This is a genomic window from Nostoc edaphicum CCNP1411 (assembly GCF_014023275.1).
In the GTDB taxonomy this organism is placed as follows: domain Bacteria; phylum Cyanobacteriota; class Cyanobacteriia; order Cyanobacteriales; family Nostocaceae; genus Nostoc; species Nostoc edaphicum_A.
In genome coordinates, this window is sequence record NZ_CP054698.1 from 1552546 (window position 1) to 1577210 (window position 24665).

At 40.8% G+C, this 24665-nt stretch carries 18 protein-coding genes; 10 read left to right on the forward strand and 8 right to left on the reverse strand.

All coding sequences use genetic code 11. The features are described 5' to 3' along the window. Positions 1 to 20: 20 nt before the first annotated feature. On the forward strand, positions 21 to 1454 hold the full coding sequence (locus tag HUN01_RS09220; RefSeq protein ID WP_181931007.1) for a hypothetical protein: 1434 nt from the start codon (positions 21 to 23) through the stop codon (positions 1452 to 1454). A 450-nt stretch (positions 1455 to 1904) separates the two neighbouring features. Here the strand turns inward: HUN01_RS09220 and HUN01_RS09225 are convergent, their stop codons facing one another. From HUN01_RS09225 to ruvC, 4 genes are all read right to left on the reverse strand, one after another. Continuing rightward, on the reverse strand, positions 1905 to 2363 hold the full coding sequence (locus tag HUN01_RS09225) for a hypothetical protein (RefSeq protein WP_181931008.1): 459 nt from the start codon (positions 2361 to 2363) through the stop codon (positions 1905 to 1907). A gap of 9 nt (positions 2364 to 2372) precedes the next feature. Beyond that, a complete protein-coding gene (locus tag HUN01_RS09230; RefSeq protein ID WP_181931009.1) occupies positions 2373 to 2996 on the reverse strand; it encodes a hypothetical protein in 624 nt (207 codons plus the stop codon). Further along, positions 2986 to 3744, reverse strand: a complete 759-nt coding sequence (locus HUN01_RS09235) for a TIGR04255 family protein (protein WP_181931010.1) — start codon at positions 3742 to 3744, stop codon at positions 2986 to 2988. Before HUN01_RS09235 ends, HUN01_RS09230 begins: the two co-directional genes overlap by 11 nt. A 520-nt stretch (positions 3745 to 4264) precedes the next feature. Beyond that, positions 4265 to 4756 carry a crossover junction endodeoxyribonuclease RuvC gene (ruvC, locus tag HUN01_RS09240; RefSeq protein ID WP_181931011.1) on the reverse strand — a complete coding sequence of 164 codons (492 nt, stop codon included), beginning with the start codon at positions 4754 to 4756 and terminating at the stop codon, positions 4265 to 4267. Positions 4757 to 4931: 175 nt separating this feature from the next. Between ruvC and HUN01_RS09245 the strand changes: the two genes are divergently transcribed. Both HUN01_RS09245 and tsaE read left to right on the forward strand, forming a co-directional pair. After that, entirely contained in the window at positions 4932 to 6302 is a 1371-nt protein-coding gene (locus HUN01_RS09245) for a gluconeogenesis factor YvcK family protein (protein ID WP_181931012.1), read from the forward strand. Positions 6303 to 6337: 35 nt separating this feature from the next. Next, on the forward strand, positions 6338 to 6793 hold the full coding sequence (tsaE, locus tag HUN01_RS09250) for a tRNA (adenosine(37)-N6)-threonylcarbamoyltransferase complex ATPase subunit type 1 TsaE (protein WP_181931013.1): 456 nt from the start codon (positions 6338 to 6340) through the stop codon (positions 6791 to 6793). Between the two features lie 829 nt (positions 6794 to 7622). Here tsaE and HUN01_RS09255 read toward each other — a convergent pair. Next, positions 7623 to 8798 carry a patatin-like phospholipase family protein gene (locus HUN01_RS09255; protein WP_181931014.1) on the reverse strand — a complete coding sequence of 392 codons (1176 nt, stop codon included), beginning with the start codon at positions 8796 to 8798 and terminating at the stop codon, positions 7623 to 7625. Positions 8799 to 9075: 277 nt separating this feature from the next. After that, positions 9076 to 10395, reverse strand: coding sequence for a dihydroorotase (locus tag HUN01_RS09260; RefSeq protein ID WP_181931015.1), 1320 nt, complete (start codon positions 10393 to 10395; stop codon positions 9076 to 9078). A gap of 400 nt (positions 10396 to 10795) precedes the next feature. Here HUN01_RS09260 and lepB point away from each other — a divergent pair, with 400 nt between their 5' ends. The 6 genes from lepB to HUN01_RS09290 all read left to right on the forward strand — a co-directional run bounded on the left by lepB (position 10796) and on the right by HUN01_RS09290 (position 20317). Continuing rightward, the gene (gene lepB / locus HUN01_RS09265; protein WP_181931016.1) at positions 10796 to 11437 is read left to right on the forward strand and encodes a signal peptidase I; all 642 of its coding nucleotides are present in this window, start codon (positions 10796 to 10798) and stop codon (positions 11435 to 11437) included. Between the two features lie 166 nt (positions 11438 to 11603). After that, positions 11604 to 11753 (forward strand): hypothetical protein, encoded by a 150-nt coding sequence (locus tag HUN01_RS09270; RefSeq protein WP_181931017.1) that lies wholly within the window; start codon positions 11604 to 11606, stop codon positions 11751 to 11753. Positions 11754 to 11828: 75 nt separating this feature from the next. Next, positions 11829 to 12614 (forward strand): MOSC domain-containing protein, encoded by a 786-nt coding sequence (locus HUN01_RS09275; protein ID WP_181931018.1) that lies wholly within the window; start codon positions 11829 to 11831, stop codon positions 12612 to 12614. Between the two features lie 536 nt (positions 12615 to 13150). Continuing rightward, positions 13151 to 16813: an ATP-binding protein gene (locus HUN01_RS09280; protein ID WP_181931019.1), complete on the forward strand. Its 3663-nt coding sequence runs from the start codon at positions 13151 to 13153 to the stop codon at positions 16811 to 16813. Then, on the forward strand, positions 16810 to 18645 hold the full coding sequence (locus HUN01_RS09285) for a GGDEF/EAL domain-containing response regulator (protein WP_181931020.1): 1836 nt from the start codon (positions 16810 to 16812) through the stop codon (positions 18643 to 18645). Before HUN01_RS09280 ends, HUN01_RS09285 begins: the two co-directional genes overlap by 4 nt. A gap of 268 nt (positions 18646 to 18913) precedes the next feature. Further along, on the forward strand, positions 18914 to 20317 hold the full coding sequence (locus HUN01_RS09290) for a hybrid sensor histidine kinase/response regulator (RefSeq protein ID WP_181931021.1): 1404 nt from the start codon (positions 18914 to 18916) through the stop codon (positions 20315 to 20317). 100 nt (positions 20318 to 20417) lie between these two features. Here HUN01_RS09290 and HUN01_RS09295 read toward each other — a convergent pair whose 3' ends face one another. Further along, entirely contained in the window at positions 20418 to 21092 is a 675-nt protein-coding gene (locus HUN01_RS09295) for a response regulator transcription factor (protein WP_181931022.1), read from the reverse strand. Between the two features lie 119 nt (positions 21093 to 21211). Further along, the gene (locus HUN01_RS09300; protein WP_181932624.1) at positions 21212 to 22309 is read right to left on the reverse strand and encodes a sensor histidine kinase; all 1098 of its coding nucleotides are present in this window, start codon (positions 22307 to 22309) and stop codon (positions 21212 to 21214) included. Between the two features lie 464 nt (positions 22310 to 22773). On the opposite strand from HUN01_RS09300, the gene kdpA reads away from it, so the two are divergent. Then, positions 22774 to 24459 carry a potassium-transporting ATPase subunit KdpA gene (gene kdpA / locus HUN01_RS09305; RefSeq protein WP_181931023.1) on the forward strand — a complete coding sequence of 562 codons (1686 nt, stop codon included), beginning with the start codon at positions 22774 to 22776 and terminating at the stop codon, positions 24457 to 24459. Positions 24460 to 24665 lie beyond the last annotated feature (206 nt).

The following is a 24665-nucleotide window of genomic DNA, read 5'->3' on the forward strand; positions in this document are numbered from 1 at the left end:
CAGGATTAGACAGGACGACAATGACTGCTGCTTTAAGTGATTTGCGGGAAGAATTACTTCATCTACACTATGTTGGTCAACGTTATCGCTTTGAAACCAAAGCAAATTTGAATAAATTAATTGCTGATGAAGAAGGCAAGGTGAGTAGCGATGAAGTATTGCAGAAAATTCAAGAGGAACTAAATAAAACTCTGCCTAACATCCGCAGTAAAGTTGTCTGGTCTAAAGATGCTGCCGCTATTCCAGATAAAATTAAGCAGTTTAGTATTGTCTACCTAGAGCCAAGTTGGGCAGATAAGAGTAAGGATTTAGTCTTGGCAGATGCCTTAAATTGGTTAGAGAATCGCGGTAATGATAAACGGGAATTTAAAAATGCACTTGCCTTTGTAGTTCCCAATAAAGCACAAATGGATAAGGCACGAAAAGGTGCAAGAACTGCCTTATCTATATCTGGACTAATTGAAAAAAAGGATAAGAAGAAGGCTTCTTCTGAAGAATTAGAAGAATTAAATGAACTTACTAGCAAAGCTAAGGATGCTACAAGTGAGATTGTCGCTGCCGTGCGTCGTCTGTATGAATATATTTTACTGCCTCTCCCAGACACTAGCGGTGAAAAACCTGTGAGGTTGGAAAGTGTTGATTTACAATCTCAACTCAATACCAGTCAGAATTTGCAAGAACGGGTATTAGATGCTTTAAAGAATTATGTTTTTGAAACTACTACTGCTAGTAAGTTAGTCAGCTTATCTGGGTTAGAAAGTCCAGACAAGGAATATATAGCTGGCGAGGAATTAGTGAGTTATTTTTTCCGCTTCCCTACTTTACCCAAAATGTTAGGGGTAGAAGGAATTAAAAAATCTATTCTCAAAGCCATTGAACAAGGTTTAATTGGTTATGTACCATCAATGACTATTAGTGGTGAAATCCCTGTAGTAGATAATCCCAATTTAATCAGTTTTGAGAAAGTCATACCCGCCGATGAGTTAGACCTAGCCGGTTATCTTTTATCTCCGAGCTTGGTTAATAAGTTGCGGACTGTGAAATCTCCAGAAATAGTGGAGACGATAACAACCGATGCGGAAGAAGATAATACTGTTGAACTAATTTATGGTTCGGGTAACTCTGGTAGCACTACAAAGAGAAGAGTTTCTGAAGAAAAACAAACTGTAGAGTATAAATCAGAGGCAAGTAGTATTGAGCGAACTGTGTTGCTTGATATTGTTAATGGGAAAAAACCCGCACGTTACTACAAGCTGACATCTTCTACTGACAAGGCAAAGATATTTCAATTGTTTGAAGTGTTACAGGCTTTATCTGATAAAGCTGAGGGGATGACTATCACAATTGAGGTACACGCACACACGCAGGATAGTTTTGATCTAAGCTGGATACGTAATGCAATTGAAGAACCATTAGATGAAATGGATATTCAAGCGTCTACACGTTTGGAATAGGGTCATAAATTTTGTTACCATCCGATGTGGGTTGCAATAAAAGTGATTTTAGTTTCTCGCTGTGTTAGCTTTCTGAATTACGGTATATTTCTGTTCCAAGTGACTTGCGATGAGATGTAGTCAAGCAATTTCAATCCATCTTTGACAAATTTAAACGCGAAATCATGATTTTAAGTCAAGGCAGTAAGTTTTACTTACTGCCTTGGTTAGCTCATGGGCGATGCGTGGCGCTGGACGTGACTCCTAATCCCGGTTCCAAAGGATTAACTCCCCTATCGTCCACAAGTGCATATATATGTAAAGCACAGTGGTTGAAAAATTGTTTAGCTAGCTTGCTGAAAAATCTTTCATCACCCCTCAATAGGGCGATCTCAAGCTCAAACAAAAACACCACTGAATGGAGTGGTGTTTTAAGTGAATGTGGACAAATGATAAGGATATTGCGAAGGACTAGGGTGGTAAATCTTGTGGCTTAATCTCCCAATCCTCTTTCTTGATTCTCTCGGTTGCAAGTCTTGCAAGCTTTTCTGCAACTTTCCTAAAAGTTCCTTTGTTCGTGTAATTAGGAGATGGCTCAATTTGTGCGTGAGATGGATTGTCGTCTGTTGGTCTTGGACAGACATCAATTTTATAATCAAAAACTGGCTTGCCTTTTTGATCGTTTTGAGAAACATTTATCATCCGAACTTCGCCAGCAATTAAACTCACGACACCATCATCTGGGTTTTTCTGCGTGCATTGCGGGTCATAATCACGAAGCTTTGCTCTATCAACAGAAGGAGCTTGATTTCTATCTGTAAACGCTTGTGAGCTAAGTTCTAATCCAAACTCTCCAATGCGGTAATATTTGTCTAATCCACAAAAAATGCACCGATACAATAGCTCATCATCTGTAACCACATCGCTCACTACAAACCTCTATGAAACTAGCCATTTCCAGAGATCCGTAAGTTCAGCAGGTGATGAAGCCGTGCCGTCTTCCATTTCATTGTCAATGTCAGTCCCCCAAACTTTGATGTATTCTGCGGTATTTCCCAGAATATAAACAGTTAACTTTTTGGTTCCGTGCCACCACTCAAAAACTATTTCTGAGTCAAAGCTCAGATTTACCAGTGGTTCACCCCACCACATTTGGTTAGCAGCAACAAGCTTGCGTAGTTGCTTCAACCATTCTATGGTGTATTTATAGGTTTCATTGTCAGATCCTAGTTCAGCAATTCTTCTGTGAGTTTTGTGAGCTGGTGAATAGCTCCAGCTTGAAAGTTCCAGGACTGCATAATTATCAGATTGCTCAGAGATAGCTTTGACCCTTTGAACTGAAGAGGCAGCTATCTTAGAGCGATATTTCCAACTCCCCACGGTTGATGTTCTGTCTGTCGCAAGAATAACAAGATTGGCGGTTTGCCCAACCGATGCACTTTGTAAGCCTTCTGCTGATTGAGAAAGCGGAAGTTGGGTTAATTTGCCGCGTATCTGAGATAGCGCTGTTGTCTCTGAATTGCGACGTTCGTCCTTTGTGTAATAGGCGGCTTTACTTGACATTGAATAACTCCCTTGTGCGATCAGTAATCAAACTCTCAAAGGCTTGTCCTTCTCTACTCTTTAATTCATATAAATTAGAAAGCACTTCTTCAAGGGATAAAGGCTTTTCTATCCAGGTTTGAGAAATGTCCAAATCAAGTATAAATACAACTTGTTCCGATGGTGGTTCGGCATCTGATAAGGTTATCACTAGCCTAATTGGAATATCTTCATAAATTGATTCAGTTCGCGTCACAAATCCTGATATGTTGCTTGGAAGGCTATCCGGGAATTGAGGATATATATTGAAATACTCACTAAGGTCAACTGCCTCATCAGGTGAAATAACTATTCGATTTATGTAGCGAAGAGAAATACGGGTTATGCCAACAGGTTTAGCAACTTCTAAATAAAATTGGAATGCCTGATCAATTCTGTAACTAAATTCATCCCAGCCTTCATAAGGGCGAAGGCTATGGATGCTCAGTGCATCAGGCCCCACACCTACTAATTTGGCAGCATCGGCGGAAGGGAACAAAAACTTGGGCAGTTCTTGTGTTACCGTAATCTCAGGCTTTGCAGGCGGCATTCGCCCAAATTTAAATTCCGTTGTTATTAAGCTTTGCTGCTGTGGCTCACCTGTGTATAAATCTCTTACTTTTTCATAGAATAAGCCTGGTATTGTAAAATTCCATGCTTGTCCAGGAGCAAAGCGAAACTCACAGATTGCCTCTTCTATTGGTGGATTACTATACTGACGGCGTGTCATAGATTACTCAAGTGCAGTATAACCTCACGTTTTTAGTAAGCTACAAATTTAAGACGAAAAATAACGATTCCCGTTTACTAATCTTAAGATATATAAGTCTGTCCTTATAAAAAGTTTTTCATAACCTCACAATCCCACTCCCACAGCCTGACCCTGTGAAAAATCATTCATAATCTTTGTGAAGCGATCGCTCTTCAGTTGTACAACGAGAATATAGTTGGATACTCAAAGTCGCTAAAAGCCCTGATTTTCCGTTTGATATCGAACAGGCTTGAAAAAATAAAGTTGGAAACTCTAATCCAATTTTTCTTCTATCTGGCCTTCGCTGCAAATAATAAAGTTGGAAACTGTCACATAAGTATAAGTACTCATCTGTGTCAGGCAATTGAGCTTTTGGCTGAGAAGATAAAGCGCGATTGCACCCACTGTATATCTACAATAGAAAATTCCTTCTCATAACTATCATCTGGTTCAAATTCTCAAAGCTCATCAGTTGAACAATTTAATGCCTTGGCAACACCTACAACTGATAAGAAGCCGTCAAAGCCACTGCTAAAGCATCCGCAGCATCATCAGGCTTGGGAATCTCATCTAAATCCAACTCCCGCGCCACCGCTTCTTGCACTTCCGACTTATCGGCATTGCCATATCCCGTTAAAGCTTGTTTAATTTGAGCAGGAGTAAATTCTACATAGGGAAGACGACGCTGACCCAACACCAAAATGACTATACCCCGCGCCTGTGCAACCAGGATTGTACTTGACATACGATAGAAGAATAGTTTCTCGATCGCAACCAAATCCGGTTGAAACTCCTCCATCACAGTGTGTAAATCATCGAATAAGGTACATAGGCGCAGTCCCATTTCTACATCTGCCGATGTTTTAATTACTCCAAAATCCAGCATATTTACTGTAGTCTCTTGCACCTTTTTGGGATTTTGTATGCAGCTAATTGCCCCAAATCCTAAAATTGCTAGTCCTGGATCTAACCCTAAAATTCGTTTTTCCATTAAATTAACTTTTACCAAGCTAGGGTATTGTTTAACTAGGAATACTGGCAATCTTGACCACTTGCTCTTAAGTCTAATGGGATTGACAAATATAATAGTTTCACGCCTAGTGTTTTAAACCAAGTGGTGTACATTTTCTGTTAATTATTGTTTGTAGCACTGCTCCGAATCAGGTATGTCAATTGGTTTTCTCAGACAAGCCCTCAACGCCCTGCAAAAGCAGTCGCGTTCTCGTACTTCCTATCGGGTTAACCAGTGGTTCAAATGGTTATCCCCTGGACTATCGGTAAAACGTTGGTTGTTGATCAGTGTTGGGGGTGTACTGCTGGCGAGTTTGGGGTTAGCTATTTGGATTAAGCTGACCCCAATTTTTTGGATGATCGAGTTGGTTAGGGGTTTCCTGGGAGTAATCACCAACATCCTACCCAACTATATTAGCGGCCCTTTGGTGCTGCTTGGCGGTTTGCTGTTAGTGCTTTGGGGGCAAACTCGCACCGTAGGCTCAATTACTAAGGTACTAAGAGCAGAAGGTGGCGAGGAACTCATTGATGTCTTGATGGCTCATCGTCGATTGTACCGAGGCCCGAAAATAGTAGTAATTGGTGGTGGTACAGGACTTTCTACGTTGTTGAGGGGACTGAAAACCTACAGCGCTAATATTACTGCGATTGTAACTGTAGCCGATGATGGTGGATCTTCTGGACGATTGCGCCAAGAATTTGGAGTCCTACCACCAGGGGATATTCGCAATTGTTTGGCTGCACTAGCAGATGAAGAAAAGTTATTAACAGAATTGTTTCAATACCGTTTTCGGGCTGGAGATGGATTAACAGGTCACAGCTTTGGCAATTTGTTTTTAACGGCAATGAGTGATATTACTGGAGATTTAGAACAAGCAGTTGCAGCCAGTTCTAAAGTGCTAGCGGTGCGGGGACAAGTACTACCAGCTACTCTCAGTGATGTTCGCCTCTGGGCAGAATTAGCCGATGGTCGTCGTATTGACGGGGAGTCTAGCATTCCCAAAGCTGGCGGTAAAATTGTCAAAATTGGCTGCATTCCAGCTAATCCTCCGGCGGTGCCAGCAGCTATTAAAGCACTTAAAGAAGCTGATTACATTATCATTGGGCCAGGTAGCCTTTATACAAGCCTGATTCCTAATTTACTAGTACCAGAAATTGCCGATGCGATCGCTCAAACAGATGCCCCCCGTATTTATATCTGCAATATAATGACTCAACCAGGAGAAACTGAAGGCTACACTGTTGCTGATCACATCAGAGCAATTGATGCTGCTTGTGGAGAAAGGCGGCTATTCGATGCTGTACTAATACACAAAAAATCGCCCTCAGAGCAATCACTCATCCGCTACGCTCAACAAAACTCCCATCCTGTTTTCCTCGATAGAGAAGCCGTAATTCAGCTAGGGCGAAGAATTGTTCCAGCTAATGTTTTGTATGAAGATGAAACGGGTTTTGTACGTCACAATCCCCAGAAACTAGCACAAGTGTTATTGCGGTGGTACGGTAGAGGCCATCACGGAAAATGAAAATTAGTTAAATGACCAATGACCAATGACTAATTATGAAAACTTTTCTTGCAGATACAGAGGCGACGCTACGCTTAGGTATTACTCTTGGTGAATCCCTGACCCCTGGCACTGTAATTCTACTAGAAGGTGATTTAGGCGCTGGTAAAACTACCCTAGTTCAAGGCATTGGCAAAGGTTTGGGAATTACTGAACCCATTGTTAGTCCAACTTTCACGCTAATTAATGAGTACACAGAAGGACGCCTCCCCCTTTACCACCTGGATTTATATCGCTTAGAACCACAAGAAGTTGCAGCCCTGAATTTAGAAATTTACTGGGAAGGTGTTGAAGTCATACCAGGAATTGTGGCAGTTGAATGGGCGGAACGATTGCCTTACAAGCCAGATAGTTATCTAAGCGTAAGTTTGACTTATGAGCATGGAGGCACTCGTCAAGTCGAACTAATACCATTCAATTGTGCCATTAGCAAAGTCATTGCCGCGATTTAATTTTTTGATCGCAACACTAAAAAATTTCTGCAAATAGTTGAGGGAGAATTCCACACTCTTCCTATCTGCCACTACCACGCTCACCACTATAAGTCACTAACATTGTTATCTCAACCCAAAAATCTCAAATCGACTTTTCTTCAATCTAAAATTGGCAGTCAGCAAAGCCGACGCCGGTTACTATAAATTTGGGAAAGTTTGCAACGTACTGGCTCTCTTTAAAAAGGGAGACTATTTTCCCCTTCACCCCCTTAAAAAGGGAGTCAATCCAGGGGGGAATCTTATCCGAATAGTATTGAACCTACAGCAATTCTTAACTAAACAGGATATATATTCAGGATTAGCATCTAGTAGCTTTCTTGCTGTAATAAGCAGTTAAAAACTGATTTAGATGGTTGGTGTACGAATCAAGCAAGTGTAAATAAACTGTTGTTGGGTTAAATGAGAGTTTTACAGAACTTAGTCAGCTTGGTTAAACCAGATTATTTCCCTACTGTCATTTGGAGAAGCAATCTGGATTATTTAGCAGGGAAAGCTAGCAGATAAAAGTGAAACAATAATCAATTCTGTATAAGTCCTCTAACTTCCCTTACACTTAGTATTCCCAAGTTAGGTTGACAATCTATACAAAAAATAAACTAGTTTATAAATCTGTAAAACTAATTTTAATAATTTTAACTAGCAACAAATTTTTATATTCACATCTGTAATTAGCACTGATGTTAAGAACATATTAACTAAAATATCTCGTATTTTTACAGAAATTATCGTAAAAACACGAGATGTTTTATCCTAAATTAATTAACGTTAATATGCCTACGTGGATGCACTAGTTATCTCTAATAAAAGAGGCAATCGCTTTTTTGATCGGAGAACCGGAATCGTCTCTGGTATAGTACGTAAGACCTTGATCAATAAATGCAGAGGTAGTATCTATTAACTGCTGAAGAATTTCGGAATTAGTGTTATCTATTTCTTCACTGACTTTTTCCCCTGTAAATCGATTTTTTCGATCTTCTGGAGGTAATACAATGCGAGGATCTTTATAAGTCTCTTTTGGCTTGGGTTTAAATGTCTCATTTAAGTCAAACTGAAGACGTAAATAACGTTTAGAATCATATCCACCCATGATTTGTCGGCAAATCGTACTATCAATCTCAGATGTAGGTTCCATAAAGATGTTAGTCAGATTTTTTACCCAGTCTAAGCCTCTCCATTTGCTTATTTGGTTATATTGATATGGTTCACCAGTTTGACCTGTACCAATAGAAAGGATAGAAATATCTTCCAATCGCAGATTATCTAGCTTATATTTTTGCTTAATTATTGGAGAGACTGAAGACTGACTAATTCTCATAACTAGACTTAAAGCTGCGAGAGCCGGGTTATTAGCAGAAATTCCTCCATCAATATGTGGGAATTCCCAATCACCAAATTTTTGTTTATCTACAGGCTCTAATTTATATGGGGGAAAAAAAGTGGGCGCTGAGGCAGAAGCGGTACATATTTCCCATAAACAACAGTCATCGTACCATCTATCTCCTAAATCGGGATGACAATTTGTAAAAAAGGTTGTGTTCCGATATAACGTATCGTAAGCAAGAATCAAAATAATGGGGTTTTCAATATCCTTTATTCTTGTGGATTTATAGGCATCTTTGAGGACGTTAGTAATTCCATCATGAGAATATTTAGATGTGGAAAATACATCAATAATTGATTTGACGATGGATGGAAAGTTTTTGTAGCGATCTTTTCTATCTGGTGGGAATATATCTTTACCCCGATCTCTATAAAGTTTAATTAGCTCATCACTCCCCTTTCCGACAGCAATCCCTCCGGCTAATATTGAACCGGTAGAAGTGCCAGCAATCAGGTCAAAGTATTCGTGTAAGAAGTTTCCTTTCCCCTGATTTCTAATTTCTTGTTCTACTTGTTGAAGTATTCGTGCTGCAACGATTCCACGAATACCGCCACCGTCTAAAGCCAAAATTTTGAAGGACATAGCAATTCTCCTTGATTATTTCTAGGCTTATTGAAGATTTGACTTGAGACACTTATAAATAAATTCAGGGTTTCAAGTTGCAATTTTTGATACAGCGACAAGTCAATACGCTTTGGTTAAAAGGGTAAAGGAGGAAAAACAAGGATTTTCGTTTTTTAGCTTTAACCAAACCGCATTGGTCTAGTCTTGACTCTGGACAGATGAAAATCTTGCCAGAGTCAAGTATGGCTTTGATGTATATTTCTTTGTCTACTACGTAAGCTTAAATAAATATTTGCTACAAGAAAGTTAAAGCTTGACCCCGCACTTGCGTATTTACCTGGCCTTTGTCATAAACAATCTCACCGCCGACTATGGTGGTTTTAGCCCAGCCAGTGAGGTTCCAGCCTTCAAAGGGACTCCAACGGCATTTGGTTAAAAGTTCTTCACGCTGGACTGGTCGGTATGTGTTTAAATCTACAAGCACTAAATCGGCGTCGTAACCAGGTGCGATCGCTCCTTTATTGGGAATACCATAAGCTACAGCCACATTCTTAGACATCCAGTTCACAACTTGAGCAACAGTACACTTACCCTCCATCGCCGCAGTTAACATCAACGCGAGGGAAGTTTCTACCCCAGGCATTCCCGAAGGACTGTTGGGATATTCTTGAGCTTTTTCTTCTAAGGTGTGGGGGGCGTGATCTGTAGCGATGAAATCAATCACGCCATCGCGCAAAGCTTGCCAGAGAACTTCGTTATCGTGGGGCGATCGCAAAGGTGGATTCATCTGTGCTAAGGTACCAATCTGCTGATATGCACTGGTATTCAACAACAAATGCTGTGGCGTTACCTCTGCTGTTACCCAACTAGGTTTTTGCTGACGCAGTAACTCTGCTTCTTCGGCAGTTGACATGTGCAGAATATGCAACCGACGTTGATATTTTTGAGAAAGTTTTAATGCTAATTGAGTTGCCAACAAAGCCGCTTGATTATCTTGAATTTGGGAGTGAATGGCTGGATCGTGAATGTTGGCAAATTCTTGGCGGCGCTGGTTAATTCTAGCTTGGTCTTCGGCATGAACCGCAATCAAGCGATCGCCTTTAGCAAATATCGCAGAGAGTGCTGTTTCACCATCAACTAGCAATTGACCATGCATCGACCCCATGAAAATCTTAATTCCTGGTGTTGGTTTTGCTAAAAGCAAATCTGGTAGATTCTCTGCTGTTGCGCCAACAAAAAAGCCATAATTAACCAAGCACTTTTGTGAGGCACGTTCTAGCTTGTCATCTAAAGCCTGCTGTGTCGTTGTCAGGGGACGTGTATTGGGCATTTCCAAAAAGGAAGTGACTCCCCCTTTAGCACAAGCACAACTGGCGGTGAATAAATCTTCCTTGTATTCTAGTCCAGGTTCCCGGAAATGCACCTGCGGATCAATAACTCCTGGCAACAAAGTTAACCCTTCTGCGTCAACTTCAGTGGCTAGTGGTATTTCGGAGATTTCTGGCGCAACTTCGACTATTTGGCGATCGCGCGTCAACACATCCCCAATCATCAGTTCACCATTGGGTAAGATGATGCGAGCGCGGCGAATCAGTAAACTTTTTGGAGATGACATAGGGTTAATAAAGTTTAGACAGGGAGCTATGTATTACAGAGAACTATGCTTTTAGGTTAAACTTATTCGCGATCGGAGTAACCAATATTTTGCCGCACGTTAAAAAAAAGTTTATTTTTAATTTATGAAGAACCCCGTCAATCAATTTTGGATTTTGGATTTTGGATTGACCGTATCCTGGAAAGGATGAGGCTTGAGTATTTTACATTGGTTTCGCCCACCAGAAGCGAGTCATGACCTAGAAAAAACACTCTAATCCCAAATCTAAAATCCACAATCTAAAATTGGTAGTCAAGATGCAAACATGAATAGGAAATTAAAATTTTCCCGTTAAGATTAACAGATAAAGTTTCACTAGGCGAGTTAATTACCTACATTTTTCGTTCAGTTCAGTAATTTCATGCAAAATCAAGTGTCTGATAACAACTCTAGTCAACAACCCGATAATTCCTGGATCGCAGAGCTAGGTAGAACAATTGTCTTGAGCATTGTTCTAGCTCTGGGAATTCGTACCTTTGTTGCGGAAGCACGCTGGATTCCTTCTGGATCGATGGAACCAACTCTGCATGGTACGCCAAACCAGTGGGAGGCAGACAAAATCATTGTCGATAAGTTGAAGTATAAATTTGCTGACCCACAACGGGGAGATATCGTAGTATTTTCACCTACGGCAGAACTCCAAAAAGAACAATATCACGATGCTTTTATTAAACGCATAATCGCCTTACCTGGAGAAAAAATCCAACTTAGGAATGGCAAAGTCTATATCAACGACAAACCCCTCCCAGAAGCAAATTACCTCAGTTCTGGCCAAAGCACAGTCATTGATGTTTGCCAATCAGGGCCGCAGCCACCTTTTTTAGCAAAACCCCAAACCATACCAGCAGATTCATATTTAGTACTAGGTGATAATCGTAACAGTAGTTACGATAGCCGCTGCTGGGGTGTTGTCCCCCGCCAGAATATTATTGGACGTGCTGTAGTTCGCTTCTGGCCTTTAAATCATGTTGGCGGAATCGATAAATCGCCAGTATATCCATAATTAACAAATAATATTGCTCAAATAGCTCATTAACAAAAGAATTTTAGATTTTAGATTGGGGACTACTAAATCACCAGTCTAAAATCCAAAATCCGTCTTGAAAAGTTCAGTTCGCTCTTTGCGAGATACTGCGACTTTTCGCCAAATCTCAAATCCAAATATTCCTATGACCGAAAACGAAAAGGATACAGAGCAACTAAATTTAGGCGTTGCATATTTGCGGGATGATTTTGCTAGTTTTGTGGGATGGGCATCTTGCCCGTCCCTTGTATTTCAGGGCTCTCGTGTCGCCCACCCTACAAGAATCATCCCTTGATTCAGCGACGCCTAAATTTATTTATGGGTGTCTAAAATGTTTGAATTTTGAATTTTGAATTCGGAGCGAAGCGACGTGACGCCTTACCTAGCAAAGATTTTACTGTATCCAGTTAAGTCACTGGATGGTGTTGAAGTTGAGAACGCTAGAGTTCTTGCCAGTGGCGCACTACATCATGACCGCGAGTTTGCCATTTTTGACGAACAGGATAGATTTGTCAATGGCAAGCGTCATGCTAAAATCCATTTACTAAGAGCGCAATTTACACTTTTAAATAGAACTATCTCGTTGCAAATCCCAGGCGGCGACTCACAACAAATTTTTCACCTGGATGAGGAACGGCAAGCATTAGAAGCAACTTTGAGTGATTTTTTTGAGTTTGCTGTCACATTGAGACAAAACTCTCTGATGGGTTTTCCTGACGATACACACTCATTAGGCCCAACGGTAATTAGTACAGCAACCTTGGCAGAAGTAGCTTCTTGGTTTCCCGATTTAAGTGTAGATGAAATGCGCCGTCGAATGCGTGCCAATATTGAGATTGGTGGTGTACCAGCATTTTGGGAAGATCAGCTATTTGGTGAACAAGGTAATTTCGTCTCCTTTCGAGTGGGAGATGTTCACTTTCTTGGGGTTAACCCATGTCAGCGTTGTATAGTCCCAACACGCGATTCTTACTTAGGAGAAGCTTACCCAAACTTTCAAAAAATCTTCGCAACCCAGCGACAAGCAACTCTGCCAAATTGGGTTGCTTCATCGCCTTTTAATCATTTTTACAGATTGAGTGTCAATACCCAATTACCCCCATCCTCAACTGGAAAAATTTTACAAATCGGCAATGAGATTGACATACTTCCATAATAAAGTTAACATTTCTTCATAATAAAACATACAAAGTAAATTTTCTTGGATTTTTTTTGTTTATAGTGTGCATTTGCATGAAAATTTTAAAATTGTTGTAGTTAAATATAAGTTTTTGTACGAGTCCAGAGGTTTTGAGACCGGGAAATCAAAATATCAGCAATTAAAAATTAAATTTAGGATTGGGTGCTAATGGCGACCTGAATTTTAGAATGGCATACTGTAGCTTATCGGTTAAATTTCAGTTCATCCGAGAAAATCTGTTGGCACATTGCCAGATAAAACGGAGCAAATTCAGGCGTGATGGCGTATCCGCCCAACTTAGTCGATGTCTACGATGGGCTATGCCTACGCAAAGTTCAAAAATTAGGCGTTGGAGGTACTTAGCCAGTTAAACAAGCATTTAGTGCGTTTTTATACTACAATACAGAAATGTCATCGCGAAAGCGAGGATATGCCGTAATTATGCTGAGTTAAAAATGTAGCTGATATGGCAAAAATGCCCCTAGTATATGTTGGGGAAGAATTAAACAACAATGTTATCCAAACTTCAGCCAGTCAAATCTATTAATCGCTTAGTTGGCAAAGTTTATGCCAAGATGCCTCTGAGGTATGTTCTGATTGTGCCCTTTATATTGCAAATTTTTGGGGCGGTAGGACTTGTGGGCTATCTTTCGTATCAAAACGGTCAAAAAGCGGTAAAAGAGCTTGCTACTCAATTAGAAAATGAAATCTGCGATCGCATTGAACAACATCTTGATAGTTATTTAACAACTCCAAAGCAAATAAATCAAATTAACTTAGATGCGGTTGAGCTAGGTTTGCTCAACCTTTCTGATTTTGAAACCACCGGAAAATACTTTTGGAAACAAATGCAGGTTTTCAATGTTGGCTATAACAGCTTTGCCAATACCAAAGGTGAATTTATCGGTGTTGAACGTCTAGATAATGGCAATCTCTTAATTAATGAAGTTAGCGAAAAGTATGGTATCGGTAAACTTTATGTTTACACTACAGATAACCAAGGAAATCGCCGTCATTTTCAGGAAGTCAAAAATTACGACCCTCGTGTAGAAGCTTGGTATGCAGATGCAGTCAAGAGTGGCAAACCCGTCTGGAGTAAAATTTATCAATGGGAAGATAAACCAGAAATTTTATCTATATCTTCCAGCTATCCCGTTTATGATAAAAATCGCAAATTTGTTGGAGTAATCAGTGTTGATTTCCTGTTGTCACAAATCAGCAAGTTTTTAGCCAACTTAAAGATCAAAGAGTCAGGTAAAACTTTTATTTTAGAGCGTTCTGGGTTAATAGTGGCTTCTTCTACAAACGAGCCACCATATACCATTATTAATGGTAAAGGAAAACGTCGAGCAGCATTAGATAGTCAAAATTATTTAATTAGACTTACAACACAGTCTTTGATCAAACGCTTTGGTAGTCTTGAGTCTGTTGTGGAAAAGCAACAGCTAAGTTTTACCGCCGATGGTATGCATTATTTTGTGCAGGTAAAAAGCTGGAAGGATGAACTGGGTTTAGATTGGCTAATCGTGGCGGTGATTCCTGAAGGCGAATTTATGGAACAAATTAACGCCAACACCCGAATCACTATTTTGCTGTGCATACTTGCTTTTGTAGTAGCTACAAGAATTGGAATTTTGACTGCTCGCTGGGTGATTAAACCGATTTTACAATTGAACATATCGGCGAAGAAAATTGCTAAAGGTGAATGGGAGCAAATACCAGAAATTCAGCGTTCCGATGAACTTGGGGAACTAGCCAAGTCATTTGAAACTATGGCAAAGCAGCTCCAAGCATCCTTTAGTACTTTGGAAGCCAAGAATGCCCAAATGCAAGTTTTAAATGAGGCGTTATCTCAAAGTCAGAGTCGGCTGACTCAGTTTTTAGAAGCCATGCCAGTCGGTGTATTTATTATAGATGCTGAAGGGGAACCTTATTATACAAATCAAATTGGGCAGCAAATTCTTGGTCAAGGAGCGATCGCAGAAGTTAGTGCCGAAAAATTATCAGAGGTATATCAAGCTTACCTTGTCGGGACAGATCAACTTTATCCCAGCGATCGTATGCCCGTTTTGAGAGCATTACTTGGGGAAAGCACCAGGGTTGATGATATAGAAATTCGCTGTTGTGACAAGATTATTCCCATTGAAGTTTTGGGAAAACCCATCTATGATGAATTGGGAAATCTGGTTTTTGCGATCGCTACATTTTTTGATATCACCCAACGCAAACAAACAGAAAAGTTATTAGCAGAATACAATCGCACCTTAGAAGCTCAAGTAAAAAAACGTACTGAAGAGTTTCAGCAAGTTATTGAGCAACTGCAAACTACCCAAGAAGAACTGATTCAATCGCAAGAAATAGCTGCACAGGAACAACAAGCAGCCGTTCGGGAAGCGGCTCGAAGCGCTGCTGCAAACCTTGCCAAAAGCGAATTCCTGGCTAACATGAGCCACGAACTGCGTACTCCACTCAACGCCATTCTTGGTTTTACCCAAGTCATGAGCCGAGATTATTCGCTATCTGGCGAACATCAAGAAAACTTGGCAATTATTAATCGTGCTGGCGAACACCTCCTCAACTTAATTAACGACATCCTAGAAATGTCCAAAATCGAAGCTGGCAGAATCACATTAAATCGCAGCAGCTTTGACTTAATTCATCTGTTGAAGAACTTAGAAGAGTTGTTTCACTTGCGTGCTGCATCTAAAAATTTAGAATTACAGTTTGAATATACACAAGATATTCCTAAGTACATAGAAACAGACGAAAATAAACTGTGTCAAGTCTTGATCAACCTCTTGGGAAATGCCATCAAATTTACTGATATGGGGACGGTGATACTACGGGTGAAACTGGGGGCTGGGGACTGGGGATTGGGGAGCAGGGAGCAGGGAGCAGAGAGGAAAGAGGAAAGAGGAAATTTTTCATTATCTCCCTTGCCCCCTACTCCCTGCCCCTCTGCCTCTTGTGCCCAATCCCTAATCTTCGAGGTACAAGACACTGGGTGTGGTATTACCCCACAAGAAATTGACTTGCTGTTTGAGGCTTTTGAGCAAACCGAAATCGGCAAAAAATCACAGCAAGGGACAGGACTGGGTTTAGCAATTAGCCGCAAATACGTGCAACTGATGGGAGGAGATATTACTGTCAGCAGTATGCCTGGTATCGGTAGTACATTTGCCTTTGATATTCAGATTGCTCTAACTTGCCCTAGAGAAATTCCGACAAACCACATTAAATCGAGAATTCTAGCTTTAGCATCTACTGAAAAAGCATACCGGATATTAGTAGTTGACGACTCCAAAGAAAGCCGTCTGTTGCTAGTTAAAATTCTCACATCTTTGGGCTTTGAAGTTAAAGAAGCTACAAATGGGAGTGAAGCGATCGCTAATTGGGAATCTTGGCAACCACACTTGATTTTTATGGATATGCGAATGCCGGTCATGGACGGTTACGAAGCGACAAGAATAATTAAAGCTAAACAAATAGGGCATGGGCCAGCCAATAAGTTGCGGAAGTTCCCAAAATTGAAACAACTGGCGTCATCGGGGAGCCAGGGACTTGCGGGAGGATTAACTGATTCAGGCGACTGCGAGATTCTTCAAGTTGTACGCAAAGCGTCTCACACAGAAGAAGCTACTGGTGTTATGGGAAATGATGCTTCTGGTATATCCAATTTGCGATCGTGGACGCCAACAGCCTTGGCTTCCCCTTGCGACTTCTCTGGAGGAATGCAGGGTTTCTCCAATACAGATACGATTATTATTGCCCTAACTGCTAGCGCCTTTGAGGAAGAACGCCAGAAAATTTTGTCCATTGGTTGCGATGATTTTATTCGCAAGCCATTCACACAGGAAGTATTATTGGAAAAACTGAGCCAACATCTGGGTGTAAAGTATACCAACCAAATAGAAACTACAAACACAGCAGTTGTCGAGCAACCTACACAGATGTTTGTTAGTGTTGCCGAACTCCTGAGCCATTTATCACAAATGCCACCTGAGTGGCTTCAACAAATCCATTATGCCGCAGCCAGCTGTAGCGATGAACTGATTTTAGAGTTACTCAAGCAAATTCCATCAGATAATGGTCAAGTTTTCCAAGTTCTTAAGGATTTAGCAAATAACTACCAGTTTGAGAAAATCATGGAATTGACTAGAACAAACGTAGAATGAATTACGAGCATTTAGACCCTGATAAAAAAGATATTTTGATCATTGATGATATGGCGGATAACCTCCGGGTTTTATCCTCCATATTGACAAGGGAAGGGTATAACGTTCGTAAAGCTTTGAATTGGCAAATGGCACTGACAGCCACTCAAACCCTATTACCGGATTTGATTCTACTCGACATTATGATGCCAGAAGTAGATGGCTATGAAATTTGTCAGACTTTTAAAGCTTGGGAGCTAACAGCAGATATTCCGGTAATTTTTATTAGTGCTTTGGATGATGTTTTTGATAAAGTTAAAGCCTTTAAAGTGGGTGGTGTAGACTACATCACCAAACCTTTTGAGTTTCAAGAAGTTTTAGTGCGCGTGCAAAATCAACTGGCATTGAGGTCGGCGCGATTAGAAATATTGAAACTAAATGTCGAACTGGAACATCGGGTAAAACACCGGACTGGAGAGCTAGAAAAAACTCTACAAAAACTCCAACAAGAAATCAATTCCCGGCAAAAATTGCAAAGTCAACTGTTAGATATAGCGCTGCATGATTCGCTGACTGGCTTGCCAAACCGAGTTTTATTTATCAGGCGACTAGAAAATGCCCTCAATCGAGCCAAGCAAGAATCTAATTATCAGTTTGCGGTACTTTTCTTGGACTGCGATCGCTTCAAAGTTGTCAACGATTCCCTTGGTCATCTGGTGGGAGATGAATTGCTGATTGCCATTGCTCGTCGCCTGCAAGCATGTCTGATACCTATTGATACTTTAGCACGATTGGGCGGAGACGAATTTGGAATTCTCCTAGAAAATATCACAGATATCAACATAGCAATCCAAGTTGCGGAACGGATTATGCAACAGCTATCACTTGCTTTTAATCTGTCAAGATATGAAGTATTTATGAATGCCAGTATTGGTATTAGTTGGGGCAATAAAGATTACGATCGCCCAGAGTATTTGCTGCGGGATGCTGATACGGCAATGTATCGGGCTAAGGCACAAGGGAGAGCAAAATATCACGTTTTTAATCCAGCAATGCATCAGGAAGCTATTCAGCTTTTAGAGTTAGAAAATGACCTGCGAAGGGCTGTTGAAAGACAAGAATTTATTGTTTACTATCAACCAATTATTTCTCTAACTACAGGCAGAATCTCTGGATTTGAAGCTTTGGTACGCTGGCAACATCCGATTCGTGGTCTGATTTCTCCCACAGAATTTATTCCTGTGGCAGAAGAAACAGGTTTAATTAATGCCATCAATACTTGGGTATTACAGTCAGCTTGTCATCAATTAAGCATCTGGCAACATCATCCAGTGACACCAGAACCCCTAACTATGAGTGTCAATTTGAGTGCGCGGTTATTTTTGCAGCCCAATTTAGTAGAACAAATTGACCGAATAATTTATGAAAATAAAATAAATCCTGCATATTTAGAATTAGAAATTACCGAAAGTGTAATTATGGAAAATACTAATGCTATTAAAATAATTCTTAAGCAACTAAAGCAACGAAAAATCAAGTTGATTATGGATGATTTTGGTACAGGATATTCCTCTTTGAGTTACCTGCACAGCTTTCCTTTAAATGCACTAAAAATTGATAAATCTTTCGTCAAACGTATGCAGGAGAACAAAGAAAATATGGGGTTAGTACCAGCAATGATTGGCATTGCCAACTCAATGGGGATGAGTGCGATCGCTGAAGGTGTCGAAACACAAGAACAGTTAACCCAATTGAGAAGTTTAAACTGCAATTTTGCTCAAGGATATCTTTTTTCTCAACCCATAGAACAACAATTGGTTCTTAATTTTCTTGCCTCAGCACCTCAATGGTAGCTATCAAGTACCACCGAAAAAACAATTCATTGTTGATGCTCGGTTAGATAATCTGCGCCTGCTATCTACTATACTTCTGTAAGCAGATTATTCGGTTCACAACGATCTCTAATTAGAGAATAGCTTTGATAGTCTGTAAAACTCTCCAGACACCGTGGGAGTTAAACTATAAATATAAGTATTTCGGTGAAATTGGTTAACAAACTTCAGGGGCTTTCAAAGAAGCATTTACTAAGCTCAATAATAATACGCCTAGCTTTTGATAATAATGCATTTTAATCAAACTAACCATAATAAAAGAAATATTTTGGTGGTCGATGATACCCCAGATAATTTGCGGCTTTTATCGGCAATGTTGACTGCACAAGGCTTTGAAGTTCGCAAAGCCTTAAACGGGAAAATGGCACTGACTGCGTGTCAAATGGTTTTGCCTGATGTGATTTTGCTGGATATCAATATGCCAGATATGGATGGCTATCAAGTTTGTCAACAACTGAAAGCTGATGATAAAACTTGTGAAGTTCCAGTAATTTTTATTAGTGCCTTGGATGATGTTGTAGATAAGGTAAAAGCCTTTGATGTTGGTGGTGTAGATTATATTGCAAAACCTTTTCATGGGGCAGAGGTGGTATTGCGAATTGAAAATCAGATTAATTTACGTTTGCTCCAAGTTAAACTACAAGAAAAAAACTTTCTACTTCAACAGGCCCTTGACGACTTGAAAGCCTCTCAAGTTCAACAAATTCAGAACGAAAAGATGGTGGCCCTGGGACAGTTAGTGGCTGGACTGGCTCATGAGATTAATAACCCTATCAGTTTTATTTATGGGAATCTCCAATATGCTGGTCAATATGTGCAAGACCTAGTGAATATTATTGAGGTTTATCAACAGGAATATCCCAAACCCACACCAAAAATTCAGCAAATAGCCAAAGATGTAGACCTGAATTTTATGATTAAGGATCTGCAAAGCCTGATAGGTGCAATGTATAGGGGTTCTGATCGCATTCGGGAAATTGTACTGGCGCTACAACACTTCTCTCGACATGATGAAGCAGAGATGAAGCGGGTAAATATCCATGAAGACATCGAAAATACTTTGGTGATGTTACAACATCGGCTCAGGGAAGTAGCTGAACGTCCGGCAATTATTATAGTAAAAGATTATGGTAACTTACCCCTAGTCACTTGTTATGCAAGTGAACTAAACCAAGTATTTATGCATCTGTTGAATAATGCTATTGATGCAATAGAAGAGAGAGTGGGGAATGGAGAACTCGGTGTCCCCTCTGGGGATAAGGGGCGATGGGGAATGGAGAATCAATCTTCTACACTCTATTCCCTACTCCCTGCTCCCCAAATTCGGATTCATACAGAGGTGACAGACTTAAATATGGTCAAAATTGCGATCGCTGATAATGGTCTTGGTATAGAAGAGTCGTTGCGATCGCGTTTATTTGACCCATTTTTTACAACAAAACCTGTGGGTAAAGGTAGTGGACTAGGATTATCCATTAGCTATCAGATTATCGTGCAAAAACACCGAGGAAATATTACTTGTACCTCAGATGTTGGCAAAGGAGCAGAGTTTGCGATCGAAATTCCCATAGAGCAACCTGATATCTCATCGCAATTTTCAAAATTGGAAAATGGATTGGGGATTGGGGATTAGGGAGATGGAGAGCAGAGAAGCAGAGAAGCAGAGAAGCAGAGAAGCAGGGGAGAATAATAATGCCCAATGCCCAATGCCCAATGACAAATGACAAATAAATCTAATTAATCAATAATTCAGGCGCTACCAATCCTTTTTGGATGGCTAAGACTGCGGCTTGAGTGCGATCGCGTACTTCTAGTTTTTGTAAAATAGCATGGACATGAACCCTCACTGTACCAGGGGCAATGTAGAGGATCTCAGCAATTTCTTGATTGCTTTTGCCAGCTGCTACCAGTGCCAAAATTTCTTGTTCCCGCTTCGTTAAGGGATTTTCTAAGGCTTCGTCAGTTTTTGTGGACTGCACCGCCAGAGAATTGCCTTCAAAAGCGGCTCTAATTTCTGTTGTTGCCGTTTGATCCCACCAAGAAGCTCCAGCAGCAACCGATCGCACCGCCAATATTAGAGACTCAGCAGGAATACCTTTAAGGCAGTAACCTTGCGCCCCGGCGGCAATTAACCGCGAAATCAGGGGTTTTTCAGAACGAGACGTTAAAACGAGAATTGGTAAATTTGGGTGCTTCTGCTTGATTTGGCGACAAGCCTCAATCCCGCCAATTCCCGGTAAACCTATATCCAGCAAGACCAAATCTAGAGGATAGCGATTTGCTAATTCTAAAGCTTGTTCCCCATCTTCTGCTTCTGCGACAATCTCCAAACTGGTTTCTTGTTGCAACCGCATCCGCAGACCAAGCCGAAATAATTCATCATCTTCAACTAGTAAGATTTTTGTCATTTGTTATTGGGCATTGGTCATTTGTTATTGGGCATTGGGCATTGGGCATTGGGCATTGGGCATTGGGCATTATTATTCTCCCCCTGCTCCCCTGCTCCCTCTGCTCCCCTGCTCACTCCTCAACTCCCCGGTGGTGGACAAGCTGGGAGTCGGAAACCAAAGAGTGCGCCTCGTGGTGAGCGGTTCTCTGCCCAAATTGTACCCCCATGAGCAGTAATAATTTGCCTAGTCAAATAAAGTCCTAGCCCAGATCCTGAGACGTGGCGATCGCTATTTCCTTGATAAAACCTCTCAAATAAGTGAGGTAACTCTTTTTCAGTAATGCCGGAACCAGTATCGAGTATTTTTACCACTTGATCGCTAGAATAACCTTCAAATACTACTTCCACTTTACCGCCACGAGGGGTATGGTTAATGCCATTACTCAAGAGATTAGTAAAAACTCGCCCAAGTTGCAAAGAATCACCATTTACCCAAAGAAAGCTCCGAAAATCTGATTCGCCATAGTGCAGAGAAATATAAACCTGACGTGTTCTCGCTAGTTCAGTCAGGGTAGCAATGATCTCCTCCGCCACAGTCACCAAGTTAACTGGTGATATCTGTAGTTTCAGCCCTTCAGTATCATTGCGGTACACATCTAAAAGTGTTTGGACTAATTGCAGTGTACTCCGATGACTACGAGCCATTGTTTGGAGGACTTTTGCTTGCATGGGCGTGATTTCACCAAATTGCTCATTTTGAAAATATTTCAGCGTTTCAATTGCTCCTAATAGGGGTGTTTTCAAATCATGCGTTAGGGTAGAAACAAAATCTTCACGCATGGTAGCTAGTTGTTCTTGGGAGCGCAATTGTGCTTGGGTATAAGCGATCGCTTCTTCGTTGCGGTGGTTGCGGTCACTTAACCAACCCGTTACCATCAACGCCAATACTGCAATCAGGCGATTTGCCAACGTTGGGGGATCAATTATTTCTCCTCCGGGGATAAACAAATTCAACAATGTTAATCCTGTAGCGGCAAGAGTGATCCCCAATACTGCTTTCCGATTCAATCGAGAATCTGCTAATAAAATCGTTCCTGTGTAGAGGTAGCCAAATACGTATTCAGGTGGTGTCAAATATTCCAAGACTATAACGATAGTAAAGGCGATCGCTATTAGCCCATATATCTCCCTACGTTCATTTATAGCTTCTTTCATAGTCAATAATCGACTTAACATCGTCATTTATGATTTACTAAAAAATCGTGACTATACAATCTGGATAACTATTTAATTCACCAATTATGAGCTATCTCCAAGCTATATCTGCAAACGCCAACTTTGAGAATTAACCCGAAAATTACGATTATCCAGATGCAGGAAAGGTGACTGGGAACTGGAGACTGGGTATTTGCCCACAAGGAGCGGGGTATATACCACAATCTTCCTAATCCCTAATCCCATTAAGAAAATCCTCTGGGATATTTATATTCTTTGAAAGTAGCAAACTTTGAAAATGTATTGTATAAACAAATAATCCTAACTAGTTGAGATAGATGAATTAAGAGTAAAAATTAAATATTCTTAACAAAAACTTTAACAAGTATCTGGAAAATAGTAATAACTGAAAATAGTAAATATTTCAATCTGTTATTTCTAAGAATTGGCTTGCTAGCACTTAAATTTAATTTAGCGCAAGATATATGGGACAAGGTTTTTTGCAAATTGGCTTAACGCTGTGTATTGTGATAGCAATCACTCCACTATTCGGAAAATACATAGCGCGTGTCTTCTTGGGAGAAAGAACACTGCTTGATTTTTTAATGAACCCCATAGAGCGAAGTATGTTCGTACTTGCGGGTGTTCGGAGGAAGGATGATATGGCAGGTTCGCAGTATATCCGATCTGTACTATTTACCAACCTCATTATGGGAATTTCAGTATATTTTCTGATATATTTTCAGAGACTCTTACCCTGGAATCCAAACGGCTTTGGTGCGCCCAACTGGGATGTATTGCTGCACACAACGATTTCATTTGTTACCAATACCGATCAACAACATTATGCTGGTGAAACAACCTTGAGCTATTTTAGCCAGGTAGCGGCTTTAGGCTTTTTGATGTTCACCTCCGCAGCCACCGGTTTAGCCGTGGGAATTGCCTTTATTCGTGGGTTGACGGGTAGAAGACTGGGAAACTTTTACGTTGATCTCGTGCGTGGAATTACGCGAATATTGCTGCCGATTTCGATCATTGGAGCGATCGCTTTGCTTGTCGCAGGTGTACCACAAACATTAGCTAAGACTATGGATGTGACAACCTTAGAAGGCGGGACGCAATATCTTGCCAGAGGCCCGGTGGCATCCTTTGAAATGATCAAACTTTTGGGCGAGAACGGCGGAGGTTTTTTTGGCGTAAACTCAGCTCACCCCTTTGAAAATCCTAATGGCGCTTCTAACTTGATAGAAATGATCGCCATGATTTCTATACCCGCCGCCTTGATTTACACCTACGGTATATTTGCTAACAACATCAAACAAGCTTGGCTACTTTTTTGGATGGTGTTTGTGATTTTTGTCGTTCTGGTGGGAGTGACAGCCGTGGGAGAACTGCAAGGTAATCCCCTAGTTAATAACGCCTTTGGATTAGAACAGCCCAATTTAGAGGGTAAAGAAGTTCGATTTGGCTGGGTACAAACCTCATTTTGGGCAGTGATGACTACTGCTACTATGTCTGGTGCGGTGAATGGGATGCATGATTCTTTGATGCCACCAGGATTATTTTCGACCCTCTTTAACTTGTTTATCCAGGTTATTTGGGGTGGTCAGGGAACTGGAACAGCTTACCTATTTATTTACTTAATTCTCACAGTGTTCCTAACTGGACTAATGGCAGGACGCACCCCAGAGTTTTTAGGACGCAAAATTGAAAAGCGGGAAATCGTCCTTGCCAGCGTAGTGCTGTTGATTCACCCAATTCTAGTTTTGATTCCCAGTGCGATCGCCTTAGCTTATCCCATTACCCTATCTGGAATTAGCAACCCTGGCTATCACGGCATTTCCCAAGTAGTTTATGAATACGCCTCAGCAGCAGCAAATAATGGCTCCGGCTTAGAGGGGTTGGGAGATAACACCCGATGGTGGAACTTGAGTACTTTAGTTAGCTTAATAGGAGGACGCTACATTCCGATAATTGCCATCCTACTCTTGGCTGATGGCATGTCTCGCAAACAACCAGTCCCCGTAACCCCTGCTACCCTAAGAACAGATTCTCTGGTATTTACCAGTATCACGGCTGGAGTGACACTGATTTTGGGAGTGTTGACTTTCTTTCCCGTTCTAGCTTTGGGCCCCATAGCTGAGGGTTTAAAACTAGCATCTGGCAGTTAGAAAATTTATGAGTTATTAGTTATTAGTTTGCAATTAAGAGAATACCAAAAAAGAAATTATCCGGTTTCGTAGGAGAGCCAGCGCGTTGCGGTGTTAGCGATAACGTAATGCACCTTCATCAGATGGTGCATTAGGCATTCTACAGGTTGGATCTTTTTTCATTGGAAGTTCCCAATAACTCCTAACTCTAAGCATGTCAAGGTAAT